The organism is Streptomyces sp. NPDC107550, assembly GCF_055639095.1.
In genome coordinates this window covers 221,789-247,978 of sequence record NZ_JBVKBC010000010.1, presented here as the reverse complement: position 1 = coordinate 247,978, position 26,190 = coordinate 221,789, and the positions used below count along the sequence as shown (strand labels likewise).

Below are 26,190 nucleotides of genomic sequence, written 5' to 3'. Positions count from 1 at the left end.
CGGCTGGGCGTATGGGTATCCAACACCCGCGCACGGCGCGACAAGCTCACCCAGGAACAGCGGGACGCACTGCGGGAACTGGGCATGACCTGGGCATAGCCCCCCCCACCAACGGTGGTCCGTCAGCTCCCGCTCGCGCAGGGTCCCGGCGCGCGGCGGAGCGGGCGCGGCGTAGTTCGCCAAGATCGACCGCGAGGAGTGCGAGGAGTTCCCCTTCGCCACCACCTATGAAGGCGCGGCGCAGGCATCGACCCTGTACGGCCCGCAGGGCAAGGCCCCCAAGAACACCTACTCCGCGCGGTGGGGCGGGGCTTTGGGGCCCGTCGGGGAGGGCGGGCCCCTGTGGTCAGCGGGGTGGGGTGTGGGTGATGCCTGCTGAGAGTGTGTTGCCGTCTGCCGGGTCTATCAGGAGGAAGGAGCCGGTGCCCGGGCAGTGCGTGTAGTCGTCCAGGGGCAGTGGTTCTGCGGTGCGGATCAGGACCTGGCCTATGTCGTTGGCGGTCAGTTCGGTGGTCTCCTCGTGGTGGGTGAGGTCGGTCAGGGACAGTTTCGACGGGACGGCGCGGACGACGCCGCGTACCGTGCGGGTCGCGTGCCGGACCAGTACCCGGTCGCCCGCCCGCAGCGACCGGTCCGCGACATGGCACACCGTCGCCTCGAACTCCCGCGTGAGGTCCGGTGCTTGGGCGGCCGGTGCGATGATGTCCCCGCGGGCCACGTCGACGGCGTCGGCGAGTTCGACGGACACGGACTGCGGTGCCCGCGCCTGCTCCGTGCCCGTACCGAGGACGTCGATGGCGGTCACCGTCGTGGTCCGGCCGGCCGGCAGCACGCTCACCGTGTCCCCGACGCGCAGCACGCCCGAGGTGATCCTCCCCGCATACGCGCGGAAGTCGGGCTGTTCGGCGGTCTGCGGGCGGATGACGTACTGCACGGGGAGCCGGGCCGGTTCGCGCTCGGGGTCGGGCGTGACCCGTACCGTCTCCAGGTGTTCGAGGACGGTGGGGCCCGCGTACCAGTCCAGGTTCGCCGAGGGTTCGACGACGTTGTCCCCGGCGAGGGCCGAGATGGGGATGGCGGTGACCGCGGGGATGCCCAGCTCGCGGGCGCAGGCGCCGAAGTCGTCGGCTATCGCTGCGAAGACGGGTTCCTGGTAGTCGACGAGGTCCATCTTGTTGACGGCGAGGACGACGTGCGGGACGCGCAGCAGCGCGGAGATCGCCGCGTGCCTGCGGGTCTGCTCGACGACACCGTTGCGGGCGTCGACGAGGATGACGGTCAGCTCGGCGGTGGAGGCGCCGGTGACCATGTTGCGCGTGTACTGCACATGGCCGGGGGTGTCGGCGAGGATGAAGCGGCGGCGGGGTGTGGCGAAGTAGCGGTAGGCGACGTCGATGGTGATGCCCTGTTCGCGCTCGGCCCGCAGGCCGTCGGTGAGCAGGGCCAGATCGGGGGTCCCGGAGCGGGAGATGGACTCCATCTGGTCGGACAGGACCGACTTGGAGTCGTGGAGGAGGCGGCCCACGAGCGTGGACTTGCCGTCGTCGACGGAGCCGGCGGTGGCGAGGCGCAGCAGGGTCGTGGCTGTTGTCTCCGTGGCCGGTTCGGCGGTGATCGTCATGTCTAGAAGTACCCTTCGCGCTTGCGGTCTTCCATCGCGGCCTCGGACATCTTGTCGTCGGCGCGCGTGGCGCCCCGTTCGGTGAGCCGGGAGGCGGCGATCTCCGCGATGACCTTCTCGATGGTCGTCGCATCCGAGTCGACCGCTCCGGTGCAGGACATGTCACCGACCGTGCGGTAACGGACCAGCCGCGTCTCGACGCTCTCTCCCTCCTTCGGGCCGCCCCACTCGCCGGCCGTCAGCCACATGCCGTTACGGCTGAACACGGGCCGCTCGTGCGCGTAATAGATCTCCGGGAGTTCGATGTTCTCGCGGGCGATGTACTGCCACACGTCCAGCTCGGTCCAATTGGACAGCGGGAAGACGCGGACGTGTTCGCCGGGGGCGTGGCGGCCGTTGTAGAGCTGCCACAGCTCAGGGCGCTGACGGCGCGGGTCCCACTGGGAGAACTCGTCGCGCAGCGAGAACACCCGCTCCTTCGCGCGGGCCTTCTCCTCATCGCGCCGCCCGCCGCCGAACACCGCGTCGAACCGCTCGGTCTGGATCTTCTCCGTCAGCGGCACGGTCTGGAGCGGGTTACGGGTGCCGTCCGGGCGCTCCCTGAGAACGCCCCGGTCGATGTAGTCCTGCACGGACGCCACGTGCAGCCGCAGCCCGTGCGCGGCGACCACCCGGTCGCGGTACTCGATGACCTCGGGGAAGTTGTGCCCGGTGTCCACATGCAGCAGCGAGAACGGCACCGACGCCGGAGCGAACGCCTTCAACGCCAGATGCAGCATGACGATGGAATCCTTCCCGCCGGAGAACAAGATCACCGGCCGCTCGAACTCACCCGCCACCTCCCGGAAAATGTGCACCGCCTCAGACTCCAGAACGTCCAAGTGACTCAAAGCACGGGCGCCGGCGAGGGGCGGCGGGGCGGTGCCGTCGCGGGCCGGTATACGGCCGGGCCGCTTCGCGGAGTGCGTTTGTTCGTGGTCGCGGGGGCTGTCGGTGTCGGACACGACGGGAGCTGTCATGCCGCGTCTCCTTCCATGAGGGGCCGCCGGAGCGCTCCGCTCTCGCGCAGCAGCTCGTACACCGCCGCCGCTGACTCGGCGACGGTCTGGGTGTTCGGGTCGATCCGCAGGTCGGGGGCGAGGGGGGCTTCATAGGGGGCATCCACGCCGGTGAGGCCGGAGAGCTCGCCCGCGCTCTGGCGGGCGTACAGGCCCTTGACGTCGCGTTGCGCGCAGACCGCCACCGGGGTGGCGATGTGCACCTCCAGGTAGCGGGTGCCGGACCGGTGGTGACGGCGGCGGACCGCTTCCCGGCTGTCCGCGAAAGGAGCGATGACCGGGGCCAGCGTCACCACCCCGTGCCGGGCCAGGAGTTCGGCGACGAAGCCGATACGCCGTACGTTCGTGTCGCGGTCCTCGCGGCTGTAGCCGAGGCCCGCCGAGAGGAACGAGCGGATCTCGTCGCCGTCGAGGACTTCGACGGGCCGGTGCTCCGCTTCGAGGCGCTGGGCGAGAGCGCGGGCGATGGTCGACTTTCCCGCGCTGGGCAGTCCGGTCAGCCAGACGGTGGCGCCCGCGGTCGCCGCGGCCGGGGGTGGGGCGGGGTTCAGGGAAACGGGGCTCGTGGGCATGAGATTCGTGGCCTCCTCGGCACGGGATGGGGGTCGGGTGGGTCAGCCCGTCGGAGCGGTCACGGCGAGGCGGTGGGCGTGCAGTTCCTCGTAGAACGGCAGATGGTGGGCGAGGAAAGCCGCGAGCCGCGGGTCGTTGCCGGGATAGCGCGCATAGCTGAGGGCGGTCGGGGTGAAGCCCTGGGAGCGGCTGGTCGACTCGTGCCAGACCTTGGTGCCGACCCACTCCTCGCGCATCTCGGGCTGCCAGCTGAGGGCGGACTCCAGATACGGGACGCCGACCCGGGCGCAGTACTCGCGGACCGTGGCCCGCGCGTCGCGGATCAGGTCGTCGGAGTCGATGACGACCGGGGTCCGGCCGCTCGCCTCCTCGACGGCGCGGAAGATGCCGGCGAGCCTCTCGAACCCGATCTCCTCCTGGGTGAGGGACGGATTGACGGCGTAGTGCGAGGCGATGGCCTCGGCGGGGTGCCGGACGATGAAGGTGTGGGTCGCCTCGCGCAGGAACGAGGTGTCGGCGAGCAGCTCCGGGTACGCGAAGTCGGTCGTGTCCTTGAAGAACACCGGCCCCTCTTCGGCGAGTTCGAGGATGGCGGTGATCAGTTCCCGTTCGTCGCGGACCGTGCGGCCGGCGACGGTCGTCGAGCCGAAGTTGGCGACGTGGGAGAACGGCTCGTGCAGGACGGTGTGGTCACCGCGCTGGGACATCATCTTCAGGAACGCGGTGGAGCGTGATCGCGGCGCGCTCCACAGGGCGAGGATCGAGCGGGAGGAATCCACGGGCGTCTCTCCTTCACACACGGGTGAACGGTGATTGCGGGACGCCCTGCAACGTACCCCCGCCTTTCACCCGGAAAATGGGCTGCGGGGGATCTCATCGGGACAATTACGTGTGGCTGTCTCACTGTCGTGCTGAGGGCGAGGAGAGGGGTCGCGGGCAACGTTCTCGGCAGCCGCGATTTCCCCGCCGGCGCTGACGCGCGGGGTGTGGGCGTACCCCTACCTTCGGACAGATGAAGCCTGCGACGCACGATTCCGAAGTCCTCGAAGGGCCGATTCCGGAACTCCCGTGGGAACCTTTTCACACGGTGGATCTGAGCGCCCTTCTCGACAACACATCGGTCACCACGGAGTCCGGCAAGGGAAACGGCCGGCTCAATGTGTGGCGCAACACGATTCCCGCCCGGCATTTCCCGGACGCCGGCTCCACGACGGTCGTCGACGGCGTTCCCTTCGTCCTGGGCGGCGCCGACTCCCCGTACGACAACGTCCGCTGCGCCGGGCAGTACCTGACGGTCCCCCAGGGGCACTACGACTGGATCCGGCTGCTGGCCACCAGTGAGCGGCGGAGCGAGACGGAGGTCGCGGTGCACTTCGCCGACGGCCAGGTCGACTTCGAGCCGCTGCGCGTCTCCGACCTGTGGCACGCGCCCGCGTGGTTCGGGGAGAGCGTGGCCTGCCGGACGCCTGCCATGCACTACCCGCACCACGTGCAACAGCGTGTGTCCGCCGGGGTGTTCGGCGTGCGCGTCCCCGTCACCCGGCAGACGCCCGTGTGCGGGCTGCGGCTACCGCGCCATGTCGCCGTGCACGTCTTCGCTCTGACGTTGCAGAGCACCCCGCCCGCCCTGACCAGGAGGAACGTCTCATGACCACGGTGAGCGCACCCGCGCCCCACACGCGCCAGGACTCCCCCGCCGACGACGCCGGAGGCGACGGCCTCTGGTACCGGGACGCCGTCAGCTGCCTCCAGGCGACTTTCGCCCGCGCTCTGCTGCGCGCGGGCCACGACCCGCTGCCGGTGCTGGGGCTGCACTGGGAGTTCCGCTACCAGCCCGGGAAGGTGACCAGCGAGGAGTTCTGCTTCCCGTGCCCCGACGGGACCGGCCTGGCCGGCGCGTTGATGCCGCACCACCCGGTGCGCTCGCGGTGGCACCGGGCGGGCCAGGACGGTCTCGCGGAGCTGCGCGACCGGCTCGCCGAGGGACGGACGGTGGTCGCCGCCGTCGACAACTTCCACCTGCCGTTCCGGCCCGCCTATCACGACGTGCACGCCGCGCACCTGGTGACCGTGACCGGGATCGACGAGGACGCCGGGGCGGTGTCGGTCGCGGACGCCATGCCGCCGTCGTTCAGCGGGGCGATCCCGGTCGGCGCGTTCCTCGACGCGTGGACCTCGGGCAACCCCAGCGACGAGCAGGACGCCTTCTTCAGCGACACCAGCATCGAGCGCCGCTACCTGACCATCGACGTCGGCGGGCCGTTCCCCGCGACCGGGCCCGAGCTGCTCGCCCGGGCGATCGGGCACAGCCTTGACCTGTTCGCCGCGCCGTCACCGGACCCGGGCGGCGACCACGTCGGCCTGGCCGGACTGCGGTTCTTCCTCGACGACGTGGCGCGGCGCGCGGCAGGCGGCGGCAGCGGTGCTCTCCAGCACGTGTACCCGTTCGGCTGGGGCATGCAGGCGCAGGCCGCGCTGCACGGCGAGTTCCTGCGTACGTGGGGCGGCGCGGCCGGCCGGCCGGTCCTCGCCGAGGCGGGTCGCCGCGTCGAGGCCGTCGCGCACGCCTGGACCGGGGTGCGGGTCACCGCCGCGCACGCCACCGCCCATCCGCAGGACTCCGCCGGGATCGCCGCGGACCTCGCGGCCCACACCCGTACCCTGGGCCGCGCGTACGCCACCGCGGTCGAGGCCCTCACCGAAGCGAAGGAGACGCTGTGACCGTGCAGAGCGCCCCGACCACGACCGCCGCCGTCCGGCGCTCCCCCGACACCCTCGCGGTGTTCGGCGGCGCCCCCGTCGTCCCGCGCAGGCTGCGCTCCACCACCTGGCCGGTGATCACCGACGCCGACCGTGACGCGGTCCTGTCCACCCTGGACGGTGCGCCACTGGTGTCGAACGTGAACGGCGAGAGTCCGGTGAGCCGGCTGGAGGACGCCTGGGCCGAGCGGTGCGGTGTCGACTGGTGCGTGGGCACCTCGAACGGCACCACCGCGCTGACCACCGCCCTCGCGGCCCTCGACATCGGGCCCGGCGACGAGGTGATCGTCCCCGCGCTGAGCTTCATCGCCAGCGGTCTGGCGCCGCTGCACCAGATGGCGGTGCCGGTCTTCGCGGACATCGACCCGGTCACCTTCACCCTCGACCCGGACGCGGTGGCGTCGCTGATCGGTCCGCGGACGGCGGCGATCCTCCCCGTCCACCTGCACGGACACCCGGCGCCGATGAACGAGTTGAACGACCTCGCGAGCCGCCACGGTCTCGCCGTGGTCGAGGACGCCGCGCAGGCGCACGGCGCCCGCTACCACGGCCGCCCGGTGGGCTCCCTGGGCGACGCGGGCGCGTTCAGTCTCCAGGTCACCAAGAACCTGCCGACGTGCGGCGAGGGCGGACTGCTCGTCACCGGCGACGCCGAACTGGCCCGCAAGGCACGGCTGATCCGGCAGTTCGGCGAGGTGATCGAGGCCGGCAAGGACCGCGACTACATCTCGTACCGGCTGGGCTGGAACAGCAAACTCAGCTCCGTGCAGGCCGCGTTCACGCTCTCCCAGCTGGATCGCTTCGACGCGTACGAGGCGGCGCGCGAGGAGCAGGTCACCCGCTTCCTGGACCGCATCGCCGGGCTGCCCGGACTCGTCGTGCCGACCGTCGCCGCCGGCAGCACCCACGCCTGGCACATCCTGCGCTTCCGGTTCGACCCGGCCGCGGCGGGCTACGAGGGCGTCGCCCCCGGGGCGTTCCGTGCGGCCCTGCACCGGCTGCTGCGCGCGGAGGGCGTCCCGGTGTCCCGGTACCAGCTGATGCCGCTGAGCGACCAGAAGGTGTTCACCGACCGCGTCGGCTTCGGGCACGGGCACCCCTGGGCGACCGCGGGCGGCGAGCAGGTGGGCCGGGAGCCCGAGGTGCCGGTGACGCGGCAGGTCGTCGACGACTCGCTCACCTTGCAGAAACGCCACCTCAACCCGGAGGCGGGGCCTGCCCTGGAGGCGTACGCGGCGGGGTTCGAGAAGGTCTTCGCCCACCTCGACGACGTCGTACACCTCGCACGCGGCTACTCACACGAGTAGTCGAAGCGCGGCAGGGGTGCTTCCTAGCGTGGACGCATGACCGATGTCATCCACACATCCCAGCCCCCCACCGTCACGCCCGCTGTGCCCGGTGCCGCCGCGCGCAGCGGGCGGCGGACCGGCACCGCGAGCCCGTCCGCGCACGCGCCGGCCTCCGGGACCGTCGTCATCGTCGATCCGGTGTCCACCGGCGCCCATCTGGCCCCCGCCTTCCGCGAGCAGGGCTGGCGGGCGGTCGCCGTCCACAGCAGCGACCCGTTGCCGCCCGTGTACGTGAACAACTTCCGCCCCGACGACTTCCTGGAGACCGTCGTCCATCGCGGCGACGTCACCGCGACCGCCGACCAACTCGCCCGGTACGAGCCGGAGTTCGTCGTGGCGGGCGCCGAGCCGGGCGTCGCGCTCACCGACGCGCTCGCCGAACGGCTGGGCCTGGCCGGGAACCCGGCGGCCTCCTCCGCCGTCCGCCGCGACAAGTACGCCATGGTGGAGACCCTGCGCCGGGCGGGGGTCGACCACGCGGCGAGCCTCGTCTCCGAGGACGCCGGCGAGCTGATCGCCTGGGCCGACCGGGGCGGCCACTGGCCGCTGGTGGTCAAGCCGGTGGACAGCTGCGGCTCCGACTCCGTCGCGTTCTGCGCCGACGCGGCGCAGGTCCGCGCGGCGTTCGCGCACATCCACCACGCCGTGAACCAGCTCGGCGGCCACAACCAGGTCGTCCTGGCGCAGGAACTCCTCACCGGACGCCAGTACTTCGTCAACAGCGTCAGCCGCGACGGCCGGCACTACGTCAACGAGATCTGGCGGGACGTCCGCACCCGGCTGCCCGGCGGCGAACTGGTCTACGACTGGGAGGAACTGGTCCCGGGCGACGGCCCCGAGCAGCAGTGCCTGCGCGACTACCTGACCCTGGTCCTGGACGCGCTCGACATCCGCAACGGCCCCGCCCACAGCGAGGTGATGCTCACTCCGCGCGGGCCCGTGCTGATCGAGAGCGGGGCGCGGATCCAGGGCGCCGACGATCCTGAGCTGCACCGTACGGCCACCGGGACCAGTCAGGTCGACCTGACCGTTCAGGCGTGCCTCGACCCGGGCTCCTTCGACGAACTCCCGGGGCGTGTGTACCGCTTCGACCGACGCCTGCGGGTGGTGTCCCTGATCGCGCCGTTCGACGGCGAGCTGGCGGCGGGGCCCGCGCTCGACGAACTGCTGGCGCTGCCCACGCTGATGGGCTCGGTGCGCGGGCTGCGGGCGGGCACCCCGGTGCGTAAGACCGTCGACCTGTTCTCCTCCCCCGACCATCTGGCCCTCCTCGACGCCGATCCGGCCGCGATCGAGCGCGACTACGAGGCCGTACGGCGTCTTGAGCGCTCCGGGCTCTACCGGGCCGCCTCCCTCGCGGGGGCCGTCCGGTGAGCGGGGGGTCGAGGCGGCCGACGCCGCTGCACAAGATCGTGTTCGGGCAGAGCCTCATCGGGATCGCCTACTGGGCGCTGCTCATCGTCATCGAGTCCAAGGCGACGTTCACCCTCGACGAGGACGCCGGGTACATGGCGGCGATCGCCGTGGCGTGGGGCGCCCCCTCGGTCCTGCTGAGCCGGCCCGTCGGGCAGATCATCGACTCGGCCGGGCCGCGCCGCGTGGGCATCGTGGCGAGCGCCGCGAGCGTCATCTCCACCCTCGCCATGATCACCACGGACACGGCACCGCTGCTGTGGCTGGTGACCCTGGCATCCGGGGTCGCCCGGGCGTTCGCCCAGCCGGCCGCTGACGCGATGCCGAGCTGGCTGCCCGGACGGGCCGAGCACGTGAACTCCAGTATCTGGATGGGGTTCGCTACGAGCCTGCCGTTCATCGCCGGGCCGACGACGGCCGCGCTGTGCATCGCGTTGTGGGGCACGGTGAGCGCCTTCGCCGTCATCGCCGCGATCTCCCTCCTGGGCGGCGGCGTCTTCGTGTCCGTGCGCGGCACCCGGCGCCCCGCGTCCGACGGCACGACCGGACGGATCGGGATGCGCAGCCTCATGGCTTCCTTCTCCGTGGCCGCCGCGCTGCTGCTCACGCTCGTCACGTCGCTGGCCAACGGCGCCTTCCGACCGCTGGAGCCGCTGTACGTACGTGAGGTCCTGGAACGCCCCGCGAGCACGTTCGCCACCATCGAAGTGATCTTCGGAGTGGGGCTGTTGGGCGCGACGCTGCTGATGCTGCGGTGGAAGCGGCTGCTCGACGACGCCCGCTTCCTGCCGTTCTCGGTGGTGCTGATCGCCGTGGGCGAGGCCGTATACATCGGCACCGACCGGGTCCCCGTGGCCTTCGGCGGCGTGTTCGTCTGGGGTGTGGCCGTCGGCCTGTTCGGCCCGGCGTGCCGGATCGCGCTGCTGCGCGGGGTCGCCACCGAGCACCACGGCCGGGCCATGGCCCTGTGGCGCGCGATGCAGGCCACCGGGTCGCTGGTGGCCCCGGCCGTGTCGGGTCTGATCGCGGGGGCGGTCGGCATCCAGCCCGTCCTGCTGACGGTGTCCGCGGTGGTGGCCGTGAGCGGGGTCGTCGCCTGGTCGCTGACGGGGCTGCGGCGGCGAGCGGACGCCGAGGGCCCATCCGTATCGGCATCGGCATCGGCACCGGCGCCGGGACCGGTCGGCGAACCGGCGCGCACCTCGCTGGCCGCCGCCGAACCGTCGCGGGACCGGTCATGACGGCCCCCACCGCCGCAGGGCGGCCCGCGGTCCACCGGTTGCACGCGCGCGCCCCGGTGCCGGCCCCCCGTGCCGGGGCCGGTCGGGCGGCGCTCCGCGCGGAGAACGAGCGGCCAGCGCCCCACGAGACAGCGATACGGGTCCTGATCTGTGATCAGCTCCCGTTGATGCGTGAGGGGTTGCACACCATGCTGGCCGCCACCGACGACATCGCCGTCACCGGAACGGCCGACGGTGACACGGCGACGCTGCGCGCGGTGGTACAGCACCCGCCCGACGTGGTCCTCGTCGGGCTCGGCGCGGCGGACGAAGCGGTCGAGCTGGTGCGCCGGGTGCAGGACGCCACGGCCGGCGGCCCGGCCGCGCCCCCGGCGTTCGTCGTGCTGTACGACGAGTGCCACGGCGACAGCACGGCCCGCCTGATCGCGGCCGACGTCCGGGGTCTGATCCGGCGGGACGCCACTCGCAGCGAGGTGATCGACGCCATCCACCGTGTCCACGCCCGCCAGACGGCGTTCAGCCCGGAGATAGTCGACCAACTGCGCACCTGGTTCCTGCGCAAGGACTTCCCCGAGCCGGCCGCCGGGGAGGACGAGATGGAGACGCTGACCCAGCGCGAGCGGGAGATCCTGGTCCTCATCGGCCGGGGCAGTGCCCCGGAGGACATCGCCCGGCTGCTGTTCATCGGGCTGACGACCGTGCGCACGCACATCTACCGGATCCGGCACAAGCTGAGCCTCAAGGACCGCGCCCAGCTCGTCGCCTACGCCTACCGCACCGGCCTCGTCGGGCGGCCCGTCGCAATCTCAGGGGCCGCGGATTCCTGAGCGACCCGCCATCGACCCGGCACCGGCCCGCCGCCGGATGACGCACGGGGCGCCGCCCGCACGGACGGCGCCCCGTCCGCATGTCCGCACGCCGGCAACACGGAACACCGCGGAGAACGATTCCGCGTTCCCCCTGATCTCTCCCTGACGCAGGGACGCGAGTACGTCGTCACCATGATTACGGACCCGCGCGGAATTCCCCGCGGAGCGTACGCGCGGATCGTTCCGTGAGCGATACCCATTCACCGTACGCGGAGCTGTACTTGAGGCAGTAAGGGAAAAGCAGCGGAGAGATGAGAACTCCGCGGACCTTCAAGGAGATTTCCATGCTGGCGTGCCCCGAATGCGAGACCGATCTGCCGCTGACCGGTCAGCCGAAGACCAACGAGATCCTGGAATGCGGAGGTTGTGCCGTTGAACTCGAAGTGCTGACCGTCGACCCCGTCCAGGTCGGCCTCGCCCCCGAGGTCGAAGAGGACTGGGGCGAGTGACCACCCTTTCGACGGCGCCCGCCGAGCCGGTGTGCGCGGTGCTCGCCTCCCGGGTGCGCGCGGACGAGAAGCGCATCCTGGAGGCGATGGACCGCCGCCGGGTGGCGTACACGTTCATCGACTCGCGCACCGCGTGGCAGCCCCTCCACGGGGCGGTGCCGGCCGCGTCCGTCGTCCTCAACCGGGAGATCGGCCTGGCCCGCGCGGTGCACGGAGCGCGGATGCTGGAGGCGGCGGGCGCGCGGGTCCTGAACTCCGCGCGCTCCATCGAGGTGTGCGGCGACAAGTACCGCACGTCGGTCGCCCTGCGCGACGCGGGCCTGCCGACACCGCGCACCGCGCTCGCGCTGACTCCCGAGGCGGCACTGGACGCGCTCGCCGCGCTCGGCTACCCCGCCGTCATCAAGCCGCTGGTCGGTTCCTGGGGGCGGCTCGTCAGCTATCTGCCGGATCCGGCCACGGCCCGCACGGTGCTGGACTACGTGGCGGCTCTGCCCGGCACCGACAGCCACATCGTCTACGTACAGGAGTACGTGCCGAAGCCCGAGCGGGACATCCGTGTGGTCGTCATCGGTGACGAGGCGGTCGGCGCGATCTACCGCAGCGGCGCGGACTGGCGCACCAATGTCGCCCGGGGCGCGGTCAGCCACCGCTGTCCCCTCTCGGACGACCTGGCCAAGCTGGCGGTGAGCGCGGCCCGCAGTACCGGTGCCGTGCTCGCCGGGGTCGACGTCCTGGAGGACGCGGACGGCGGGCTGTGCGTCCTGGAGGTGAACCACGGGGTCGAGTTCTCCGGGTTCCAGCGGGCCCACGGCGACGAGCTGTCCCTGGCCGACCTGATCATCGACCATCTGGAGGCGAGCCTGCCATGCTGAACGTGGCCGTGGCCGGGGCATCCGGCTACATCGGCGGGGAGCTGCTCCGGCTCCTGCTGGGGCACCCCGACGTCCACCTGGCCCTCGTGACGTCCGACTCACTGGCCGGCAAGCGCGTGGACGGGGCGCACCCCAATCTGCGGGGCCGCACCGACCTGACGTTCCGGTCGCACGCGGAGCTGGCGTCCGCTCCCCCGCTCGACGTGCTGTTCCTCGCGCTGCCGCACACCACGACCATGCGGCGGATGCGCGAGCACCTGCGGGCCGCGGCCACCGTCATCGACCTGTCCGGCGACTTCCGGCTCGACTCCCCACGCACGTACGAGCGTTACTACGGAGTCGCCCACGAGGCGAGTGATCTGCTGCCGTCGTTCGTCACCGGGCTCCCGGAGTACCACCGCGAGGCGCTGCGCACCGCCGACCGGATCGCGGTGCCGGGCTGCATGGCGACGGCCGGCATCCTCGCGGCGGTGCCCGCCGTGGAGGCGGGGCTCGTCACCGGCGAGGTGCTGGTCGACGCGCGGACCGGTTCCAGCGGCTCGGGCGTCACGGCCGGGCCGTCGAACCTGCACGCCGAACGCAGCGGCGCCATGCGGCTGTTCGCGCCGACCGAGCACCGGCACGAGGCGGAGATCGCGCAGGCGACCGGGCTTCCCGTCCGGATGAGCGCCACCGGCGTCGAGGCGGTGCGCGGCGTGCAGGTCGTGTGCCGGCTGACGCTGCGCGAGGAGGTCGACGAGGTGCAGTTGCGGCGGGCGTACACCAAGGCGTACACGGCGGAGCCGTTCGTCCGGGTCGTCGCCCGCAAGCGCGGTGACCACCGGCTGCCGGAACCGAAGATCCTCTCCGGTTCCAACTACTGCGACGTGGGGTTCGCGCTGTCCCGCGACGGCACCCACGCGGTGGCGGTGAGCGCTCTCGACAACCTCGTCAAGGGCGGTGCCGGGAACGCCGTGCAGTGCATGAACATCCGGTTCGGCCACCGCGAGGACACCGGCCTGGAGTTCAGCGGGCTGCACCCCAACTAGGGCCTGTCCTTCGGAGGCCCTGGGCCTCGGGGACCGAGAAGACCGAGAGGAAGGGGAACGCCGTATGACCGAGACCATCGTGGTCAAGTGCGGGGGCAACGCCGCCGTCGACACGGAGGCCGTCTGCGCGGACCTGGCCCGGCTCGCCGCCCCGGGCAGGAGGCTGGTGCTGGCGCACGGCGGCTCCGCCGACATCGAACGGCTGGCGGCCCGTACGGGCGTCGTGTCCCGCCGGCTCACCGCGCCGGACGGCATCAGCACCCGGTACACCGACGGCCCGATGCTGGAGATCGTCCAGCTCGCCCTCGCCGGGCTGACCAAGCCCCGCCTGGTGGGCCATCTCCAGCGGCACGGCGTCGAGGCGGTCGGGCTGACCGGTCTCGACGGCGGCCTGCTGCGCGCCCGGCGCAAGTCCGCGCTGCGCGCCGTCGTGGACGGCCGCGCGACCATCGTCCGGGACCACCACACCGGCCGGATCACCGAGGTGAACACCCGCCTGCTGACGGACCTGCTGGACGCGGGCCGGCTGCCGGTCGTCTCGCCGCCCGCTCTCGCCGAGGACGGACAGCCGGTCAACGCCGACGCCGACCGGGCGGCGGCAGCCGTCGCGGGGGCGCTCAAGGCCGACGCCCTGGTGCTGCTCACCGGCGCGCCGGGCGTCCTGGCCGACCCCGACGACCCGTCCTCCGTGCTCGGCCGCTGCGCGGTGCCGCCCGAGGGTCCGCCCGTGCAGCGCGGCGGCGGCATGGGCCTGAAGCTGGTCGCGGCCCGTGAGGCGCTGCGGCTCGGCTGCGGCCGGGTCGTCGTCGCGGGCGGCGCGGCGGACACCCCGGTGAGCGCGGCGCTCGACGGCGCCGGCACCGAGGTGACGGTCGGGCGGGCCGCCCCCGCGCCCGGCGGCACGCACCCCGACACGCAGAGGGAGATGACGGGATGACCGTCCAGCAGAACCATGACTTCGGCACGTCCTCGCAGCCTTTCAGCGTCGGTGTGCTGCGCGAGCTTCTGGAGGTGGACTCCCCCTCCGGCGAGGAGGCCGCGGTGGGCGCCCGCGCCGTCCGGCTCATGCGTGATCTCGGCTTCACCGCCGGGCTCGACGACGTGGGGAACGCGGTCGGCACCATCGGGACCGGCTCCGGCCCCTCGGTGATGCTGCTGAGCCACATGGACACCGTGCCCGGCCACATTCCCGTACGCGTCGAGGGCGACCGGCTGTACGGGCGCGGTGCCGTGGACGCCAAGGGTCCGTTCGCCGCGATGATCTGCGCCGCCGCCGGTGCGGTCGCGGACGGGTTCCCGGGGCGGCTCACCGTGATCGGCGCCGTCGAGGAGGAGACGCCGTCCTCGCGCGGCGCGATGCACGTGCGCGCGCGGCATCCGCGGCCCGACGCGCTGATCGTCGGCGAACCCAGCGGCTGGGACACCGTCGTCGTCGGCTACAAGGGCAAGACGGATCTGTCGTTCCGGGTCCGCTGCGAGCCGACGCACCCCTCCAACCCGACGCCGAAGGCGACCGAGCTGGCCTGTACCGCGTGGCGGACGCTGCTTGACGTCCTGGGCCCGGACAGCGGCAACCACAGCTTCGCCACGCCGGGTCCGACGCTGGTGTCGCTGCACGGCGACATGGTGGTGGCGGAGGCGGAGTTCAGCGTCCGCACCCCGCCGCTGTACGACGTGGACGGGCTCCTCGACCGGCTCGCCGCGAAGCTGCCCAAGGGCCGGCTCGAGCTGGTCAACTCGGTCGCCGCGTGCCGCACCGACCGTACGGACCCGGTGGTGCGGGCGCTGTCCGGGGCGATCCGCGGCCATCACCACAGGCCCTCCTGGAAGGTGAAGGCGGGCACCTCCGACATGAACACCCTGGCCGAGGTCTGGGACGTACCGATGGCGACGTACGGGCCCGGCGACAGTGCCCTCGACCACGCGGACAACGAGCACATCCTCATCGAGGACTACTTGCGCGGGGTCGACGTGCTGCGCCGGGCCCTGGCGGCCCTCGGCACCGACCTGGAACCGGGCCCCGCGCCGAAACCGCTCACGGAGAGGAACTCCGGCCTCGTCGGGTCGGTCCTGCTATGAACACCATCACGGTGACCGAACGGGCGGCGCGCATGCGGCGCCGCGTCGTGGACATGTGCGCCAACCCGGAGGGCGGCCACCTCGGCGGCTCGCTCTCCCTGACCGAGATCCTGGTGACGCTGTACTCCTCGGTGCTGCGGATCGACCCGGAGCATCCCGACGACCCCGGCCGGGACGTCCTGGTGCTCAGCAAGGGGCACGGCGCGATCGGCCTGTACGCGGCCCTCGCCGAGCACGGGTTCGTCCCCGAGGACCAGGTCGGCCGGTACGCCCGGCCCGACGCGCCGCTGACCGCCCACCCGCACGCCGGTATCCCGGGCGTCGAGTGGCCGACCGGCGCGCTCGGCCACGGACTGCCCGTCGGGGTGGGGCACGCGCTGGGCTTCCGGCTCGACGGCGCCGACCGGTACTGCTACGTCGTCATGGGCGACGGGGAGTTGCAGGAGGGCTCGGTGTGGGAGGCGGCGATGGCCGCGAGCACGCACCGCCTCGACCGGCTGGTCGCCGTCATCGACCGCAACTGCCTGCAGATCACCGGTTCCACCGAGGCGAACGCCGCGCTGGAGCCGCTGGCCGACCGGTGGGCGGCGTTCGGCTGGGATGTGCACGAGGTCGACGGCCACGACCCGGCCGCGCTGGAGCGGGCGTTGCGCCCGCCGGAGCCCGGGTCCGGCCGGCCCCGGGCGGTCATCGCCCGCACGGTCAAGGGCAAGGGGATGCCGCAGGTGGAGGGCCAGACCCGCAGCCACTACGCGAAGCTGAACGACCGGCAGCGGCAGCGGGCTCTGCGGGCCCTCTCCACCGCCCTGCCGAAGGGAGTACAGGCATGACCATGACGGACACGCAGACCCTGCTGGAAGACCCGCCCGCGCCGCGCGCGCCGCAGGCACCGCCGGACCCGCCCCGGCCCAACCGCGAGGTGTACCGGGACGAACTCGTCGACCTCATGCGCGCCGACCCGCGCGTGGTCTGCCTGGACAGCGACACCGGGCTGTTCGGCCCGGTCGAGTGGGGCGACCTCGCACAGCGGTACGTGAACGTGGGCATCGCCGAGCAGAACCTGATGGGCGTCGCGGCGGGCCTGGCGGCGACGGGCCACCGCCCGTTCGTCAACACCATGGCGACCTTCGCGACGACCCGCGCGCTGGAGTCCGTGAAGCTGGACGTGGCCCGCACCGGTCTGCCCGTGCGGATCGCGGCGACGCACAGCGGTCTCGCGGCGGGGCACCTCGGCGCCACCCACCACTGCCTGGAGGACCTGGCGGTGATGCGGATGCTGCCGGGCATGACGGTGCTGGTCCCGGCGGACGCCGCGCAGACCCGCACCCTGGTGCGCGCCGCGCACGCCCTGCCGGGCCCGGTCTATCTGCGGCTCGGCCGCGGCGCGACCCCCGCGCTGCCGGCCGGCGCGGAGCCGCTGCGGCTCGGCAAGGCGCAGGTCCTGCGCCGGGGTACGGACGTCACGCTGGTGGCGACCGGCCCGTACCCGGTGCTGCGCGCACTGGAGGCGGCCGACCTCCTCGCCGCCCGGGGCGTCGGCGCGCACGTGCTCAACGTGCACACCGTGAAGCCGCTGGACGAGGAGGCCCTGCTTGCGGCTGCCAGGTCGACGGCCGGGCTGGTGACGGTCGAGGAGCACTGGGTCGGCGGCGGCCTCGGCTCGGCCGTCGCGGAGGTCGTGGCCGGCGGCGCTCCGGGCGTCCCGGTGCTCCGGGTGGGCGTCGGCGACCACTTCGCCACGGGCAGCGGCGGTCATGAACACCTGCTGCGCCGCAACGGCATCACGACGGAGGCGGTACTGGAGCACGCGCAGCGGATCCTGGCCCGGCTCTGACTCGGGCCGCCGCGACGAACGCCCGTCCCCGCACCGAGCAGCCTGTGCGGGGACGGGCGTTCGTCCGGGTGGACCGGCGGGCGGGATTCTAGTCGTCCTGTCGCGCGCGCCGCGTGTCAGCCCCGCGTCAGTCCGGGGTCCGCTCCACGGTGGCGAGCGGCGGGCGGGCGGAGACGGTCGCGGAGCCGGACGGGACCCCGTCGAGGGCGTCGTCCGGGGCGAGTTCGGCCAGGACATGGGCCGCGATCTCCTGGGCCTGCGCGCGGATCTCCGGCATGGCCGTCGTCTCCCACAGGGTGCCACGGCGGGCGGCACCGAGGGCCCGGACGGGGGCGGCGGGCCCGTAGGCCGGTACGAGGAGGCCGTCGTCGCGGGTGTCGAGGCCGAGCCCCGCGGGACCTGGCCGGGCCCGCCCGTGCCGGAGCAGATCGGCGACGAGCGGGTTGGACGTACGCCGCCAGTCGCCCTGCGGGCCGGTGCAGTTGACGACGGCCGACACGGTGAGGCGTCGGCCGTCACTGAGACGTACGTCGACCTCGTCCCGGCGCGGTGTGCTGCCGATGATCTCGGCGGCGGCCACGCGCAGCCGGCCGTCGCCGCGGAGCGCGTCGACGCGGCGGGCCGTGCCGGGCGCGAGCCGGTGGCGATGGACCTCCCAGCTGCGCAGATCCTCGCGGAGGAAGCGGGCCCGGTCCGCGACGGGCAGTTGCTGCCACAGTGCGGCGGTCAGCGGGCGCAGCCCGTCCAGGCCGGGCCGCCAGTCGCCGCGTTCGCGGCGGCACGCCGCCAGGTGGCGCCGGATCGCGCGCCGCAGCGCGTCCAGGCCGGCGGCGCCGTCGAGCGGGCACGGCGCGAAGGGCTCGGCCGCCGGGTCACGGTGCGCGTGGGGCACGAGCCCGTGCCGGGAGACGGCGTACAGCGTCCGGTGCGGCGCGGCGAGGGTGACGGCGGCGTCGGCCATGGTCAGTCCGGTGCCGACGAGCAGTACGTCGCGTACGTCGGTGCGGGTGGCGAGGCCGTCGAGCGCTCCGGGGGCCCACGGGTCGGCGATGAACCGGGGGCTCGTGCGCAGGGCCGGGCCGGCCCAGTCGGTGGCCGGCGGGCCGCCGCCCAGGGCCAGAACGACGGCATGGGCCCGCATTTCGTCGCCCGAGGCGAGCGCGAGCGTCAGTTCCGCGCCGGTGTGCCGGAGGGCGGTGGCCTCGTCACATACGCGGAGCAGCCGGGCCGGGGCGCTCGTACGGGCCGCGCCGCGAAGGACGTCGTCGATGTACCGCCCGTAGACCGCGCGCGGCAGGTAGGCGCCAGGTGACGCGGCCGGGTCGCGGGCGACGAGCCAGCGCTGGAAGTGGCCCGGGTCGTCGGCGAAGGCACTCATGCGGGCCGCCGGGACGTTCAGGAGGTGCCGGTCGTCGCGTGTGCGGTAGGCGGGCCCTGCCCCGGTGCCCGGCGCGGGGTCGATCAGGGCGATGTCGAGGCGGGTGCCTGACGCGGCGGCCCGGGACAGGAGGTGGACGGCGGTCAGGGCGCCGGCGGCCCCCGCTCCGACGACCGCGACGGTGCGGGCGGGACGGGTAGTGGGGTTCACGAGACGCGTACCTTCCGCAGGGCGCTGCCGAGTTCGACGCGCGAGCCCACGCCCAGGACGGGATAGATCCGGCGGAGGTGGTAGTTGACGGTGTGCGGAGAGAGGTAGACCCGCGGCGCGATCTGCCGGTTCGTCAATCCCGCTCCGGCCAGGTGGGCTATGGTCCGCTCGACCTCGCTCAGGTTCTCCCAGCCCGTACCGCCGCCGCGGCCGGACCGCCGGGGCGCGGTGTGGTGCCCGGCGGTGCGCAACCGCTGCTCCACGCGGGCCGCGTCCCGGTCGGCGCCGCACGCGCGGAACGCCTTGCGTGCCTGCTCCAGTTCGTCGATCCAGGCGGAGCGCCGCGGGGACGCGGCCCGCAGCGAGACGACGGCGAGGTCCTCCCATGCCGAGCCCCGCGCCCAGGAGCAGGCGTGCCCGGTGGCTGCCGCGCGCAGCGCGCGGGGATCTTCTTGCGCGAGACCACGCGCGTGCTCGTGCACGGCCACGGCCTGCGGCAGCGCCGCGTTCTCCTCGGCGAGCCGCGCGGTGACCTCCAGGACGTGCGTGACGAGCGCCGGGTCACCGGCCGCCCCGGCCTGCCGCACGATCCAGGCGGCGGCGCCGGGCTCCTCCAGATACAGGGCGGGCCTGTCCCAGGGGCGCCGCGCGCCTTCGGGGCCGTTGACGAGGGCGACGGCGGAGCGGGCGCCGTGCCGCGCCTCGGTCAACTGGGCCCGGACCCAGCCGCTCAGCGGTGGCCCGTACGGCAGTTCGCGGCTTTCGGGTTCCGCGAGGCAGCCGTCCATGTACGCCTCCGCCGCCAGGAGATCCCCTCGGCGGAGCGCGATCAGCGCCGACAGTGCCTGCCCTGAGGACCGCAGCACGGCGGCGTCCGGTCCTTCCTCCTCCCCGCCGAGTGCTCGGGCCGTCCGGAGCGCGGCTCCGAGCCGCCCGCACCGGAGTTGGAGGCGAGCCCGGACGAACGCGCGCCACCCGTCATCGGTGCCGGTGCCGGTACGGGTGCCGAGCCCGGCGGCGCTCGCCGCGCCCTGCCCCTGTCGTACGGGGGCATGTCCGAGCACCCGCCAAGCGGCGTCGAGCTGTCCGGTGGCGACCAGCTTGTCGGCCACGGACACGGCGAGGGCCGCGGCATCGGGTGCCCCGGGGACCGCTCCCGCGTCACCGGCCAGGCCCTCGCGCCCGATCCGCAGCGCCTCGACGGCGTGGCCGGTCTGCCACAACTCCTCGACCTGGGCCACGACTTCGGGGTTCTGCTCCTCTCCGGGCGCCGAGGGAAGGGGCGGTTGCGGGACGCATGACGCCTGGCGGGCGGCCAGCACGCCGCGCAGCAGTTCGCTGGTGAAGGCGAGCGACCCGTCAGGGACGCGCAGCAGGACAGCGGCGGTGACGGCGTCCCGCAGGAACGGCGCGAGCGCGTCGGGCCGCGCCACGCGCGGGGGCTCGTCCGCTGCGGGCTCCGTCTCGGCGGCGGCACGGCACAGCGCGTCGCGCGCGGCGGGGGTGAGGTCCGCCAGTCGGCGTTCGACGGCCCGGCGGACGGGCGCGAGGCGCTCCGGGGCCGCCGGGTCGCCGGGCCGCACGGTCGATGTCGCGGCCTCCTCCTCCAGACCGTGCGCGAGGGCCGTGATGAGCTGCGGGTCGCCGTGGGCGCTCGAGACCAGCCTCGCCACGTGCGGCGGCAGTTCATGGAACCGCAGCAGCCGGGCGGCGAGCGCGCGCGCCCGGTCCGGCGCGAGGGGGTGGAGCAGGGTGCGGGTGACGACGGTCGGGCAGTCGCGGAACAACCGTTCCGCGCTGCCTCCGGGCCGCACGGCGAGAAGCCACACCGTCGGGCCGTTGCCGGGATGGCCGATGGCCGCGCGTAAGTTCCGCTCCGCGGGCGCGGACAGCGCCTCCACGTCGTCGACGGCCAGCAGGCGCGGCTCCCCCGCGGGTGTCGGCGCGCCGTCGGCGTCACCGGAGGTGACATCGGCCAGGCCGCCGACAGTCAGCCCGCGCGTCCGCGCCCAGTTGACCGCGTCGTCCAGGAGGAGCGTCTTGCCGCTGCCCGTGCCCCCTTCGACCAGCAGGACGACACTCACGCCCGCCTGGGCCAGTTGCACGGCGGAGACCGTACAGCGCCACGCGTCGTCCTGGCCGATGGCCGAGCGTTCGGTACGAAGAGTCACGTGCATCAGCGGACGCTCCTTGAGGAGTCCAGTAAATGAACCGGAGTCCATTTATAGACCGCACTTCATGATCACTCAACCGTCACGCGCAAGGACAGAACACACATTCCGTACATAGCGCTCGCCCGCCCACGCACCGTCAACTCTTGTTCCTGGTCAGCGAGTTGCACTGGAGTCAAGTTTGTACTGAAGTACATATATGGCGGCAGACCTCACGCCCCAGGAGAGCGGGAATCCGTCCACCACCACACTCCTTGCTGGGAACTTGTCCCGAACCCGCCTCCCCCGCCCCTAGGAAGCGAGCCAAAAGGTTGTACTATGGTTCAATTAACGTGACGGCCAGGGAGGCGTAACCCCTATGACAGCCGCAAGCTCGCTCCCGATGGGGCGACGGGAGCGCAGCAAACAGCGGGTCCGCGAAGGGCTCTACGCGTCCGCGCTGACCCTCTTCGCCGAGCAGGGGTACGAGCGGACGACGATCGATCAGATCGCGGAGCGCGCGGACGTCGCCCGGGGCACCTTCTTCAACTACTTCCAGCGCAAGGAGGACATCGTCCTCGCCTGGGCGGACAAGCGCAGGCAGCACCTCGTCGAGATGCTGGAGCAGTCGCCGCGCGGCCCGCACGACGACGTCGCGGTGTACCTGGAACGCTGCATGGCGATCCTCGCGGAGTTCAACGAGAAGGAGCGGGACGTCGTGCCCGCCATGCTCGCCGCCTGGGTCAAGTCGGGCCGCCCCCTCTTCGAGGAGCCGTACACCGCGGAGATCTTCGCGGAGATCATCGAGGCCGGCCGCACCCGCGGCGACATCGCCCCGGACGTCGACCCCGCCCGCGTCGGCAACATGCTGCGCGATGCCTACCTGGGGCATCTCTACCGCTGGTCCCAGGCGCCGCAGGCACACGCACCCCTGCGCATCGAGCTGCGGGAGATCGTCCGCATCATCCTCTCGGGCTGCCTGTCCTACGCCCACCGCGGCTGGGTCGCACCCCGTTCCGACGCCTCCTGAGCCGACGTCCCACGTCGCGTGCGGTGCGCCTGTCGGCGCGCGCCGCACGCGGCGTTTCTTTTGCGCACCGGCCGTTTCGGTCCGGCGATCCCGGAAACCCGTGAGCGACCGCGGGACGCCTCCACCCCCGCGGCCACGCTCCCGGAGCGCGAAGCGACTCCGGACAGCCGTGCCCGCAGTCTGGTCCCGGAGCGGGCGCAAGGCGTGAACACCCCGCCGAGCGGCCCCCGCATCGTCAAACTATTGACTCCAGACCAAACTTGACTCTTAGTATAATTTTGCACCGCGCACATCTGAACCAGACCTCGTGCCCCGCGTTCCCGCGGGGGCACTGCCTCTCACCCGAAGGCGGACCTGGAGATGAAGCACGCCGAAGAAGAACAAGGCCACCAGCCCGTAGCCGTCGTGGGGATGGCCTGTCGCTTTCCCGGCGCCGACGACGTGGACGCCTTCTGGAGCAACCTGCTGGACGGCCTGGACGCCGTGACCACCGTTCCTCCCGAACGGTTCGACATCGACCGCTTCGCCAGCGCGGGGACCGCCACCCCGGGCCGGACGGTCTCCACCCACGGCGGTTTCCTCAACGACGCCTTCGGCTTCGACGCCCCGTTCTTCGGGATCTCCCCCGCCGAGGCCCTGACCATGGATCCTCAGCAGCGACTCCTCCTGCACGTCACCTGGGAGGCGCTCGAAGCGGCCGGCATTCCGCCGTCCACCCTCGCGGGAACCCACGCCGGTGTCTTCATCGGCCAGGCGACGACCGAGTACGCCGAAGGAGGCGCCTCCCCCCAACAGCGCGACGTGCACGACGTCGTGGGGAGCCGGCTGCGCGCGATCACCTCAGGGCGCCTGTCCTACCTGCTCGACGTGCGGGGACCGAGCGTCGTCCTGGACACCGCCTGCTCGTCGTCGCTGGTCGCGGTGCACAGCGCACGCCAGAGCCTGCTGACCGGGGAGTGCGATCTCGCCGTCGCGGGCGGAGTGAATCTCGTCCTCAGCCCCGACGACGCGATCGCCTACTCGCAGGGCGGCATGCTGTCGCCCGGCGGGCGCTGCCGGTTCGGGGCGGCGGACGGCGACGGGTTCGTACGCAGTGACGGCGTCGGCGTCGTCATCCTGAAGCGGCTGGCCGACGCGGAGCGCGACGGCGACCCGGTCCTGGCCGTGCTGCGCGGCTCCGCCGTCACCAACGACGGCCGGGCCAGCGGCCTGCTGCTCCAGCCGTCCGTCGACGGTCAGATCGACATGATCGAGACGGCGTGCCGGAGCGCGGGCATCACCCCGGGCCAGCTCGACTACGTGGAGGCCCACGGGACCGGCACCTCGGTCGGCGACTCCGTCGAACTCCGCGCGCTGGCCGCCGCGTTCGACGGCAGCGGGAACCCCGGGAGCGAGGCGCGCCCGGCGGGCGCGACGCGGACGCTGCTGACCGGTTCGGTCAAGACGAACATCGGGCACGCCGAGGCAGCGGCGGGTATCGCCGGTTTCATCAAGGCCGTCCTCGTCGCCCGGCACCGCCGGGTTCCCGCGTCCCTGCACAGCGCCGAGTTGCATCCGCTGCTCGCGGACGGCGAGCTGCCGGTGCGGCTCGCCCGCGAGACGGCCGAACTGCGGCCGGCCGCCGAGACGGCGCTCGTCGGAGTCAGCTCCTTCGGCCTCTCGGGCACCAACGCGCACGCGGTCATCGGCTCCTACGCGACACACACCGCGCCGGGCCCCGGCGACACCGGCGTCGGCATCGAGGCCCGCGAAGCGCAGGACCGCGTACCGCAGTTGCTGGTACTGACCGCGAAGTCCCGTCCCGCACTGCTCCGTTCGGCGCTGGCCCACGCCGAGCTGCTGGAGTCCGGTGGCGCCGACGCCCCGTCCCTGGCAGCGGTCTGCGCGGCGGCCGCGGTCCGCCGCGACCACCTCCCGCACCGGATGTGGGCGGTCGCGGACTCCCCCGCCGAGATGACGCGGCACCTGCGCGCGCTGGCGGCGGGCGAGCGGATCGCACACGGCGGCACCGCCGCCGCCCGGTACGGAGCACCGCCTCGTACCGTGTTCGTCTTTCCGGGCCAGGGGTCGCAATGGCTGGGCATGGCACGCGAACTGCTCGATGCCTGCCCGGAGTTCGCGGCGCGCCTGCGCGAGTGCGACGCCGCTGTCGAGCGCGAGACGGGCTGGTCGGTGGTGGCGGAGTTGCACGCCGCCGCCCTGCCCGAGCGGGTGGAACGGGTGCAGCCCGTGCTGTGGGCGGTGCAGGTCGCCCTCGCCGCCGCGTGGGCCGCACGGGGAGTCAGCCCCGACGCCTGCGTGGGGCACAGCATGGGCGAGGTCGCCGCCGCGTGCGTGTCGGGCGCCCTGAGCCTGGCGGACGCCGCCGCCGTCATCTGCCGCCGCAGCGCGCTGATGCAACGCACGGCGGGTCGCGGGGCGATGCTCGTCGTCGAACTCGACGCCGCCACCGCGTCCGAGGCCGCCGCCGAGTACGCCGGTGCTGTCTGCGTCGCGGCGCGCAACGCGCCGAGCAACACGGTCCTCTCCGGGGATCCCGCCGCCCTCGCGGAGCTGTCCCGCACGCTGACGGAGCGCGGGGTCCTGTGCCGGCCGGTCAAGGTGGACGTCGCGTCGCACTCGCCGCTGATGGACGCCCTGCACGACGACATCCTGGCCGAACTGGCCGATGTCACACCGGCCGAGCCGGGTGTCCCGCTGTTCTCCACGGTGACCGGTGAGGCGGTGCGCGGGCCCGCGCTCGACGCCGCGTACTGGGCGGAGAACCTGCGCAGCCCGGTGCGGTTCGCCGACACCGTGTCCACGATGGCCCGCGCGCAGGACAGCGTCTTCGTCGAGATCGGCCCGCACCCCGTCCTCAAGGGCGCGCTGGACGAGACGCTCGCGGAGACCGGCGGCGAGGCGATCGCCTCACTGCGGCGCGGCGAGCACGAGCCGACCCATCTGCTGTGCGCGCAGGGCAGGTTGTTCGCCGCGGGCGGCCGCATCGACTGGCGGCGGCCGCACGACGGCCCGGTGCCGTCCGTCCGGCTTCCCCGGTACGCCTGGGACACCGCGCCCTACCGCCGTCCGCCCTGCCACTCCCCCGAGCAGGCATCCGCGTACGTCCGCCGCGACACGCTGGAGGATCTGGGTCTGCCGACGGAGGCGCCCGCCGTGACGCTGCACGGTCTGGCGCCCGTGCCGCCCGCGGTGTTCCCCGCGACGATCCTGGCGGCGGTACGGGACACGGGAGCCGCCGGCATGTACTCCCTGGAGCATGTGGAACTGGGCGGCGAACCGGTCGACATCACCACCGGCAGCCGTGTCACCCTGCGCACCACGGTGAGCGCACCGACCCCGGAGGGCACCCGGCACGCCGTCGTCGAGGCGGTGGCCGACGGCTGCCGCCCGGTGCGCTGCGCCACCGCGCTCGTCCGTGAGGACGAAGTCGGCGCGTCCGCCGACGCGTCGGCATCCCTGGACCGCGCGCTCGCCCGCTGCCGGAACTATGTGTCCCCGGACGCCTTCCATCAGGTGACGGAGCGTCATGGACTGTGCATCGGAGAGCCCTTGCGGTCCATCCAGCAGTTGTGGCGCGGGCCCGGGGAGGCGGTGGCGCGGATGCGGCACCCCAAAGCGGCGTCCCCTGCGGCCTGGGAGGCGGCTCTCCAGCCGCTGCTCGCCACGGTTCCGGCCGCCGAGGCGCTGTCGTTCGTCCCGCACGCCTTCGGCTCGGTGCGGCTGCTGGAGGACCTGCCCGACGAGTTCTGGAGCGTGTGCCGTCTGCGGCGGGCGCGGGGTTCGTCCCTGTCCGAGGGTGAAGTGACCGTGCTCGCTCCGGACGGCAGGGTGGTGGCCGCGTTCCGTGGCATCCGGTTGCGCAGGCTGCCGACCGCGACGCCGCGGGCGGGCCGTCGCTCCCTGTTCCCGGCGCGCCCCCGGCGCACGGCGCACACTCCGAGCCGTCCGGTCGCCGCGGCGCCTACGCCTGTGTCCGCGCCCGCGCCGGTGGAACCGCCCCCGGCCGAACGGACCCACGCCACCGGCGCGTTGCGGCAGATAGCGGGCGCGGCGCTCGGGATGGACGCCTCCGACCTGGACGGCCGCCGCCCGCTCACCGACTACGGTCTTGACTCGCTGATGGCCAGCCGGATCCGGCTCGAACTCGCCCGGGACCACGGCCTCCAGGTGACGGCGGGCCAGCTCTTGGGCGCCGACCCGCTCTCCCGCCTGGAGGAGCTTGCTCTGTCCTCCACACGCTGAATCCCCGTGCAACCGCCCGGCCGCCGGC

22 protein-coding genes are annotated in these 26,190 nt (G+C 73.2%); 16 read left to right on the top strand and 6 right to left on the bottom strand.

What is annotated here, in order from left to right; genetic code table 11:
* On the top strand, positions 1–99 hold a 99-nt coding region (locus ACZ7LY_RS16940; RefSeq protein WP_471625369.1), incomplete at its 5' end, for a helicase associated domain-containing protein.
* A 247-nt stretch (positions 100–346) separates the two neighbouring features.
* On the opposite strand, the gene ACZ7LY_RS16935 is transcribed toward ACZ7LY_RS16940, so the two are convergent.
* Genes ACZ7LY_RS16935 through ACZ7LY_RS16920 form a run of 4 tightly spaced genes read right to left on the bottom strand, consistent with a single transcriptional unit; the run spans position 347 to position 4,031 of the window.
* Positions 347–1,621: a sulfate adenylyltransferase subunit 1 gene (locus ACZ7LY_RS16935; protein ID WP_471625362.1), complete on the bottom strand. Its 1,275-nt coding sequence runs from the start codon at positions 1,619–1,621 to the stop codon at positions 347–349.
* Between the two features lie 2 nt (positions 1,622–1,623).
* Complete coding sequence (gene cysD, locus ACZ7LY_RS16930; protein ID WP_471625361.1) at positions 1,624–2,640, bottom strand: sulfate adenylyltransferase subunit CysD; 1,017 nt, start codon at positions 2,638–2,640, stop codon at positions 1,624–1,626.
* Positions 2,637–3,251, bottom strand: a complete 615-nt coding sequence (cysC, locus tag ACZ7LY_RS16925) for an adenylyl-sulfate kinase (protein ID WP_471625360.1) — start codon at positions 3,249–3,251, stop codon at positions 2,637–2,639. The genes cysD and cysC overlap by 4 nt, the downstream gene beginning before the upstream one ends.
* 42 nt (positions 3,252–3,293) lie before the next feature.
* Positions 3,294–4,031, bottom strand: coding sequence for a sulfotransferase-like domain-containing protein (locus ACZ7LY_RS16920; RefSeq protein ID WP_471625359.1), 738 nt, complete (start codon positions 4,029–4,031; stop codon positions 3,294–3,296).
* A 308-nt stretch (positions 4,032–4,339) separates the two neighbouring features.
* Here ACZ7LY_RS16920 and ACZ7LY_RS16915 point away from each other — a divergent pair, with 308 nt between their 5' ends.
* The 13 genes from ACZ7LY_RS16915 to ACZ7LY_RS16855 all read left to right on the top strand — a co-directional run bounded on the left by ACZ7LY_RS16915 (position 4,340) and on the right by ACZ7LY_RS16855 (position 17,149).
* A complete protein-coding gene (locus ACZ7LY_RS16915; protein ID WP_471625358.1) occupies positions 4,340–4,903 on the top strand; it encodes a hypothetical protein in 564 nt (187 codons plus the stop codon).
* Complete coding sequence (locus tag ACZ7LY_RS16910) at positions 4,900–5,973, top strand: BtrH N-terminal domain-containing protein (RefSeq protein ID WP_471625357.1); 1,074 nt, start codon at positions 4,900–4,902, stop codon at positions 5,971–5,973. The genes ACZ7LY_RS16915 and ACZ7LY_RS16910 overlap by 4 nt, the downstream gene beginning before the upstream one ends.
* On the top strand, positions 5,970–7,319 hold the full coding sequence (locus ACZ7LY_RS16905; protein ID WP_471625356.1) for a DegT/DnrJ/EryC1/StrS family aminotransferase: 1,350 nt from the start codon (positions 5,970–5,972) through the stop codon (positions 7,317–7,319). The genes ACZ7LY_RS16910 and ACZ7LY_RS16905 overlap by 4 nt, the downstream gene beginning before the upstream one ends.
* A gap of 36 nt (positions 7,320–7,355) precedes the next feature.
* Entirely contained in the window at positions 7,356–8,735 is a 1,380-nt protein-coding gene (locus ACZ7LY_RS16900) for an ATP-grasp domain-containing protein (protein WP_471625355.1), read from the top strand.
* A complete protein-coding gene (locus ACZ7LY_RS16895) occupies positions 8,732–10,015 on the top strand; it encodes an MFS transporter (protein WP_471625354.1) in 1,284 nt (427 codons plus the stop codon). Before ACZ7LY_RS16900 ends, ACZ7LY_RS16895 begins: the two co-directional genes overlap by 4 nt.
* 167 nt (positions 10,016–10,182) lie before the next feature.
* Positions 10,183–10,842: a response regulator transcription factor gene (locus tag ACZ7LY_RS16890; protein ID WP_471625353.1), complete on the top strand. Its 660-nt coding sequence runs from the start codon at positions 10,183–10,185 to the stop codon at positions 10,840–10,842.
* Positions 10,843–11,168: 326 nt separating this feature from the next.
* Complete coding sequence (locus ACZ7LY_RS16885; RefSeq protein WP_471625352.1) at positions 11,169–11,333, top strand: lysine biosynthesis protein LysW; 165 nt, start codon at positions 11,169–11,171, stop codon at positions 11,331–11,333.
* A complete protein-coding gene (locus ACZ7LY_RS16880) occupies positions 11,330–12,208 on the top strand; it encodes a RimK family alpha-L-glutamate ligase (protein ID WP_471625351.1) in 879 nt (292 codons plus the stop codon). The genes ACZ7LY_RS16885 and ACZ7LY_RS16880 overlap by 4 nt, the downstream gene beginning before the upstream one ends.
* Complete coding sequence (argC, locus tag ACZ7LY_RS16875; RefSeq protein ID WP_471625350.1) at positions 12,202–13,236, top strand: N-acetyl-gamma-glutamyl-phosphate reductase; 1,035 nt, start codon at positions 12,202–12,204, stop codon at positions 13,234–13,236. The genes ACZ7LY_RS16880 and argC overlap by 7 nt, the downstream gene beginning before the upstream one ends.
* A 64-nt stretch (positions 13,237–13,300) precedes the next feature.
* A complete protein-coding gene (locus ACZ7LY_RS16870) occupies positions 13,301–14,173 on the top strand; it encodes a [LysW]-aminoadipate kinase (protein ID WP_471625349.1) in 873 nt (290 codons plus the stop codon).
* The gene (locus ACZ7LY_RS16865; RefSeq protein ID WP_471625348.1) at positions 14,170–15,315 is read left to right on the top strand and encodes a M20/M25/M40 family metallo-hydrolase; all 1,146 of its coding nucleotides are present in this window, start codon (positions 14,170–14,172) and stop codon (positions 15,313–15,315) included. Before ACZ7LY_RS16870 ends, ACZ7LY_RS16865 begins: the two co-directional genes overlap by 4 nt.
* The gene (locus tag ACZ7LY_RS16860) at positions 15,312–16,145 is read left to right on the top strand and encodes a transketolase (protein WP_471625347.1); all 834 of its coding nucleotides are present in this window, start codon (positions 15,312–15,314) and stop codon (positions 16,143–16,145) included. The genes ACZ7LY_RS16865 and ACZ7LY_RS16860 overlap by 4 nt, the downstream gene beginning before the upstream one ends.
* Positions 16,142–17,149: a transketolase family protein gene (locus tag ACZ7LY_RS16855; protein WP_471625346.1), complete on the top strand. Its 1,008-nt coding sequence runs from the start codon at positions 16,142–16,144 to the stop codon at positions 17,147–17,149. The genes ACZ7LY_RS16860 and ACZ7LY_RS16855 overlap by 4 nt, the downstream gene beginning before the upstream one ends.
* A 127-nt stretch (positions 17,150–17,276) precedes the next feature.
* Here the strand turns inward: ACZ7LY_RS16855 and ACZ7LY_RS16850 are convergent, their stop codons facing one another.
* Both ACZ7LY_RS16850 and ACZ7LY_RS16845 read right to left on the bottom strand, forming a co-directional pair.
* Positions 17,277–18,737: an FAD/NAD(P)-binding protein gene (locus tag ACZ7LY_RS16850; protein WP_471625345.1), complete on the bottom strand. Its 1,461-nt coding sequence runs from the start codon at positions 18,735–18,737 to the stop codon at positions 17,277–17,279.
* Positions 18,734–20,914, bottom strand: coding sequence for a LuxR C-terminal-related transcriptional regulator (locus tag ACZ7LY_RS16845; RefSeq protein WP_471625344.1), 2,181 nt, complete (start codon positions 20,912–20,914; stop codon positions 18,734–18,736). The genes ACZ7LY_RS16850 and ACZ7LY_RS16845 overlap by 4 nt, the downstream gene beginning before the upstream one ends.
* Positions 20,915–21,266: 352 nt before the next feature.
* On the opposite strand from ACZ7LY_RS16845, the gene ACZ7LY_RS16840 reads away from it, so the two are divergent.
* Both ACZ7LY_RS16840 and ACZ7LY_RS16835 read left to right on the top strand, forming a co-directional pair.
* A complete protein-coding gene (locus tag ACZ7LY_RS16840; RefSeq protein ID WP_471625343.1) occupies positions 21,267–21,917 on the top strand; it encodes a TetR/AcrR family transcriptional regulator in 651 nt (216 codons plus the stop codon).
* A gap of 360 nt (positions 21,918–22,277) precedes the next feature.
* Positions 22,278–26,162, top strand: a complete 3,885-nt coding sequence (locus ACZ7LY_RS16835; RefSeq protein ID WP_471625342.1) for a type I polyketide synthase — start codon at positions 22,278–22,280, stop codon at positions 26,160–26,162.
* Positions 26,163–26,190 lie beyond the last annotated feature (28 nt).

What these genes read in the sequence shown, in the direction of transcription:
- ACZ7LY_RS16890 (WP_471625353.1), top strand. Translation starts at nt 10,183, where the DNA reads ATGCGTGAGGGGTTGCACACCATGCTGGCCGCCACCGACGACATCGCC.
- ACZ7LY_RS16835 (WP_471625342.1), top strand. Translation starts at nt 22,278, where the DNA reads ATGAAGCACGCCGAAGAAGAACAAGGCCACCAGCCCGTAGCCGTCGTG.
- argC (WP_471625350.1), top strand. Translation starts at nt 12,202, where the DNA reads ATGCTGAACGTGGCCGTGGCCGGGGCATCCGGCTACATCGGCGGGGAG.
- ACZ7LY_RS16855 (WP_471625346.1), top strand. Translation starts at nt 16,142, where the DNA reads ATGACCATGACGGACACGCAGACCCTGCTGGAAGACCCGCCCGCGCCG.
- ACZ7LY_RS16840 (WP_471625343.1), top strand. Translation starts at nt 21,267, where the DNA reads ATGACAGCCGCAAGCTCGCTCCCGATGGGGCGACGGGAGCGCAGCAAA.
- ACZ7LY_RS16845 (WP_471625344.1), bottom strand. Translation starts at nt 20,914, where the DNA reads ATGCACGTGACTCTTCGTACCGAACGCTCGGCCATCGGCCAGGACGAC.
- cysC (WP_471625360.1), bottom strand. Translation starts at nt 3,251, where the DNA reads ATGCCCACGAGCCCCGTTTCCCTGAACCCCGCCCCACCCCCGGCCGCG.
- ACZ7LY_RS16885 (WP_471625352.1), top strand. Translation starts at nt 11,169, where the DNA reads ATGCTGGCGTGCCCCGAATGCGAGACCGATCTGCCGCTGACCGGTCAG.
- ACZ7LY_RS16860 (WP_471625347.1), top strand. Translation starts at nt 15,312, where the DNA reads ATGAACACCATCACGGTGACCGAACGGGCGGCGCGCATGCGGCGCCGC.
- ACZ7LY_RS16910 (WP_471625357.1), top strand. Translation starts at nt 4,900, where the DNA reads ATGACCACGGTGAGCGCACCCGCGCCCCACACGCGCCAGGACTCCCCC.
- ACZ7LY_RS16935 (WP_471625362.1), bottom strand. Translation starts at nt 1,621, where the DNA reads ATGACGATCACCGCCGAACCGGCCACGGAGACAACAGCCACGACCCTG.
- ACZ7LY_RS16900 (WP_471625355.1), top strand. Translation starts at nt 7,356, where the DNA reads ATGACCGATGTCATCCACACATCCCAGCCCCCCACCGTCACGCCCGCT.
- ACZ7LY_RS16865 (WP_471625348.1), top strand. Translation starts at nt 14,170, where the DNA reads ATGACCGTCCAGCAGAACCATGACTTCGGCACGTCCTCGCAGCCTTTC.
- ACZ7LY_RS16870 (WP_471625349.1), top strand. Translation starts at nt 13,301, where the DNA reads ATGACCGAGACCATCGTGGTCAAGTGCGGGGGCAACGCCGCCGTCGAC.
- cysD (WP_471625361.1), bottom strand. Translation starts at nt 2,640, where the DNA reads ATGACAGCTCCCGTCGTGTCCGACACCGACAGCCCCCGCGACCACGAA.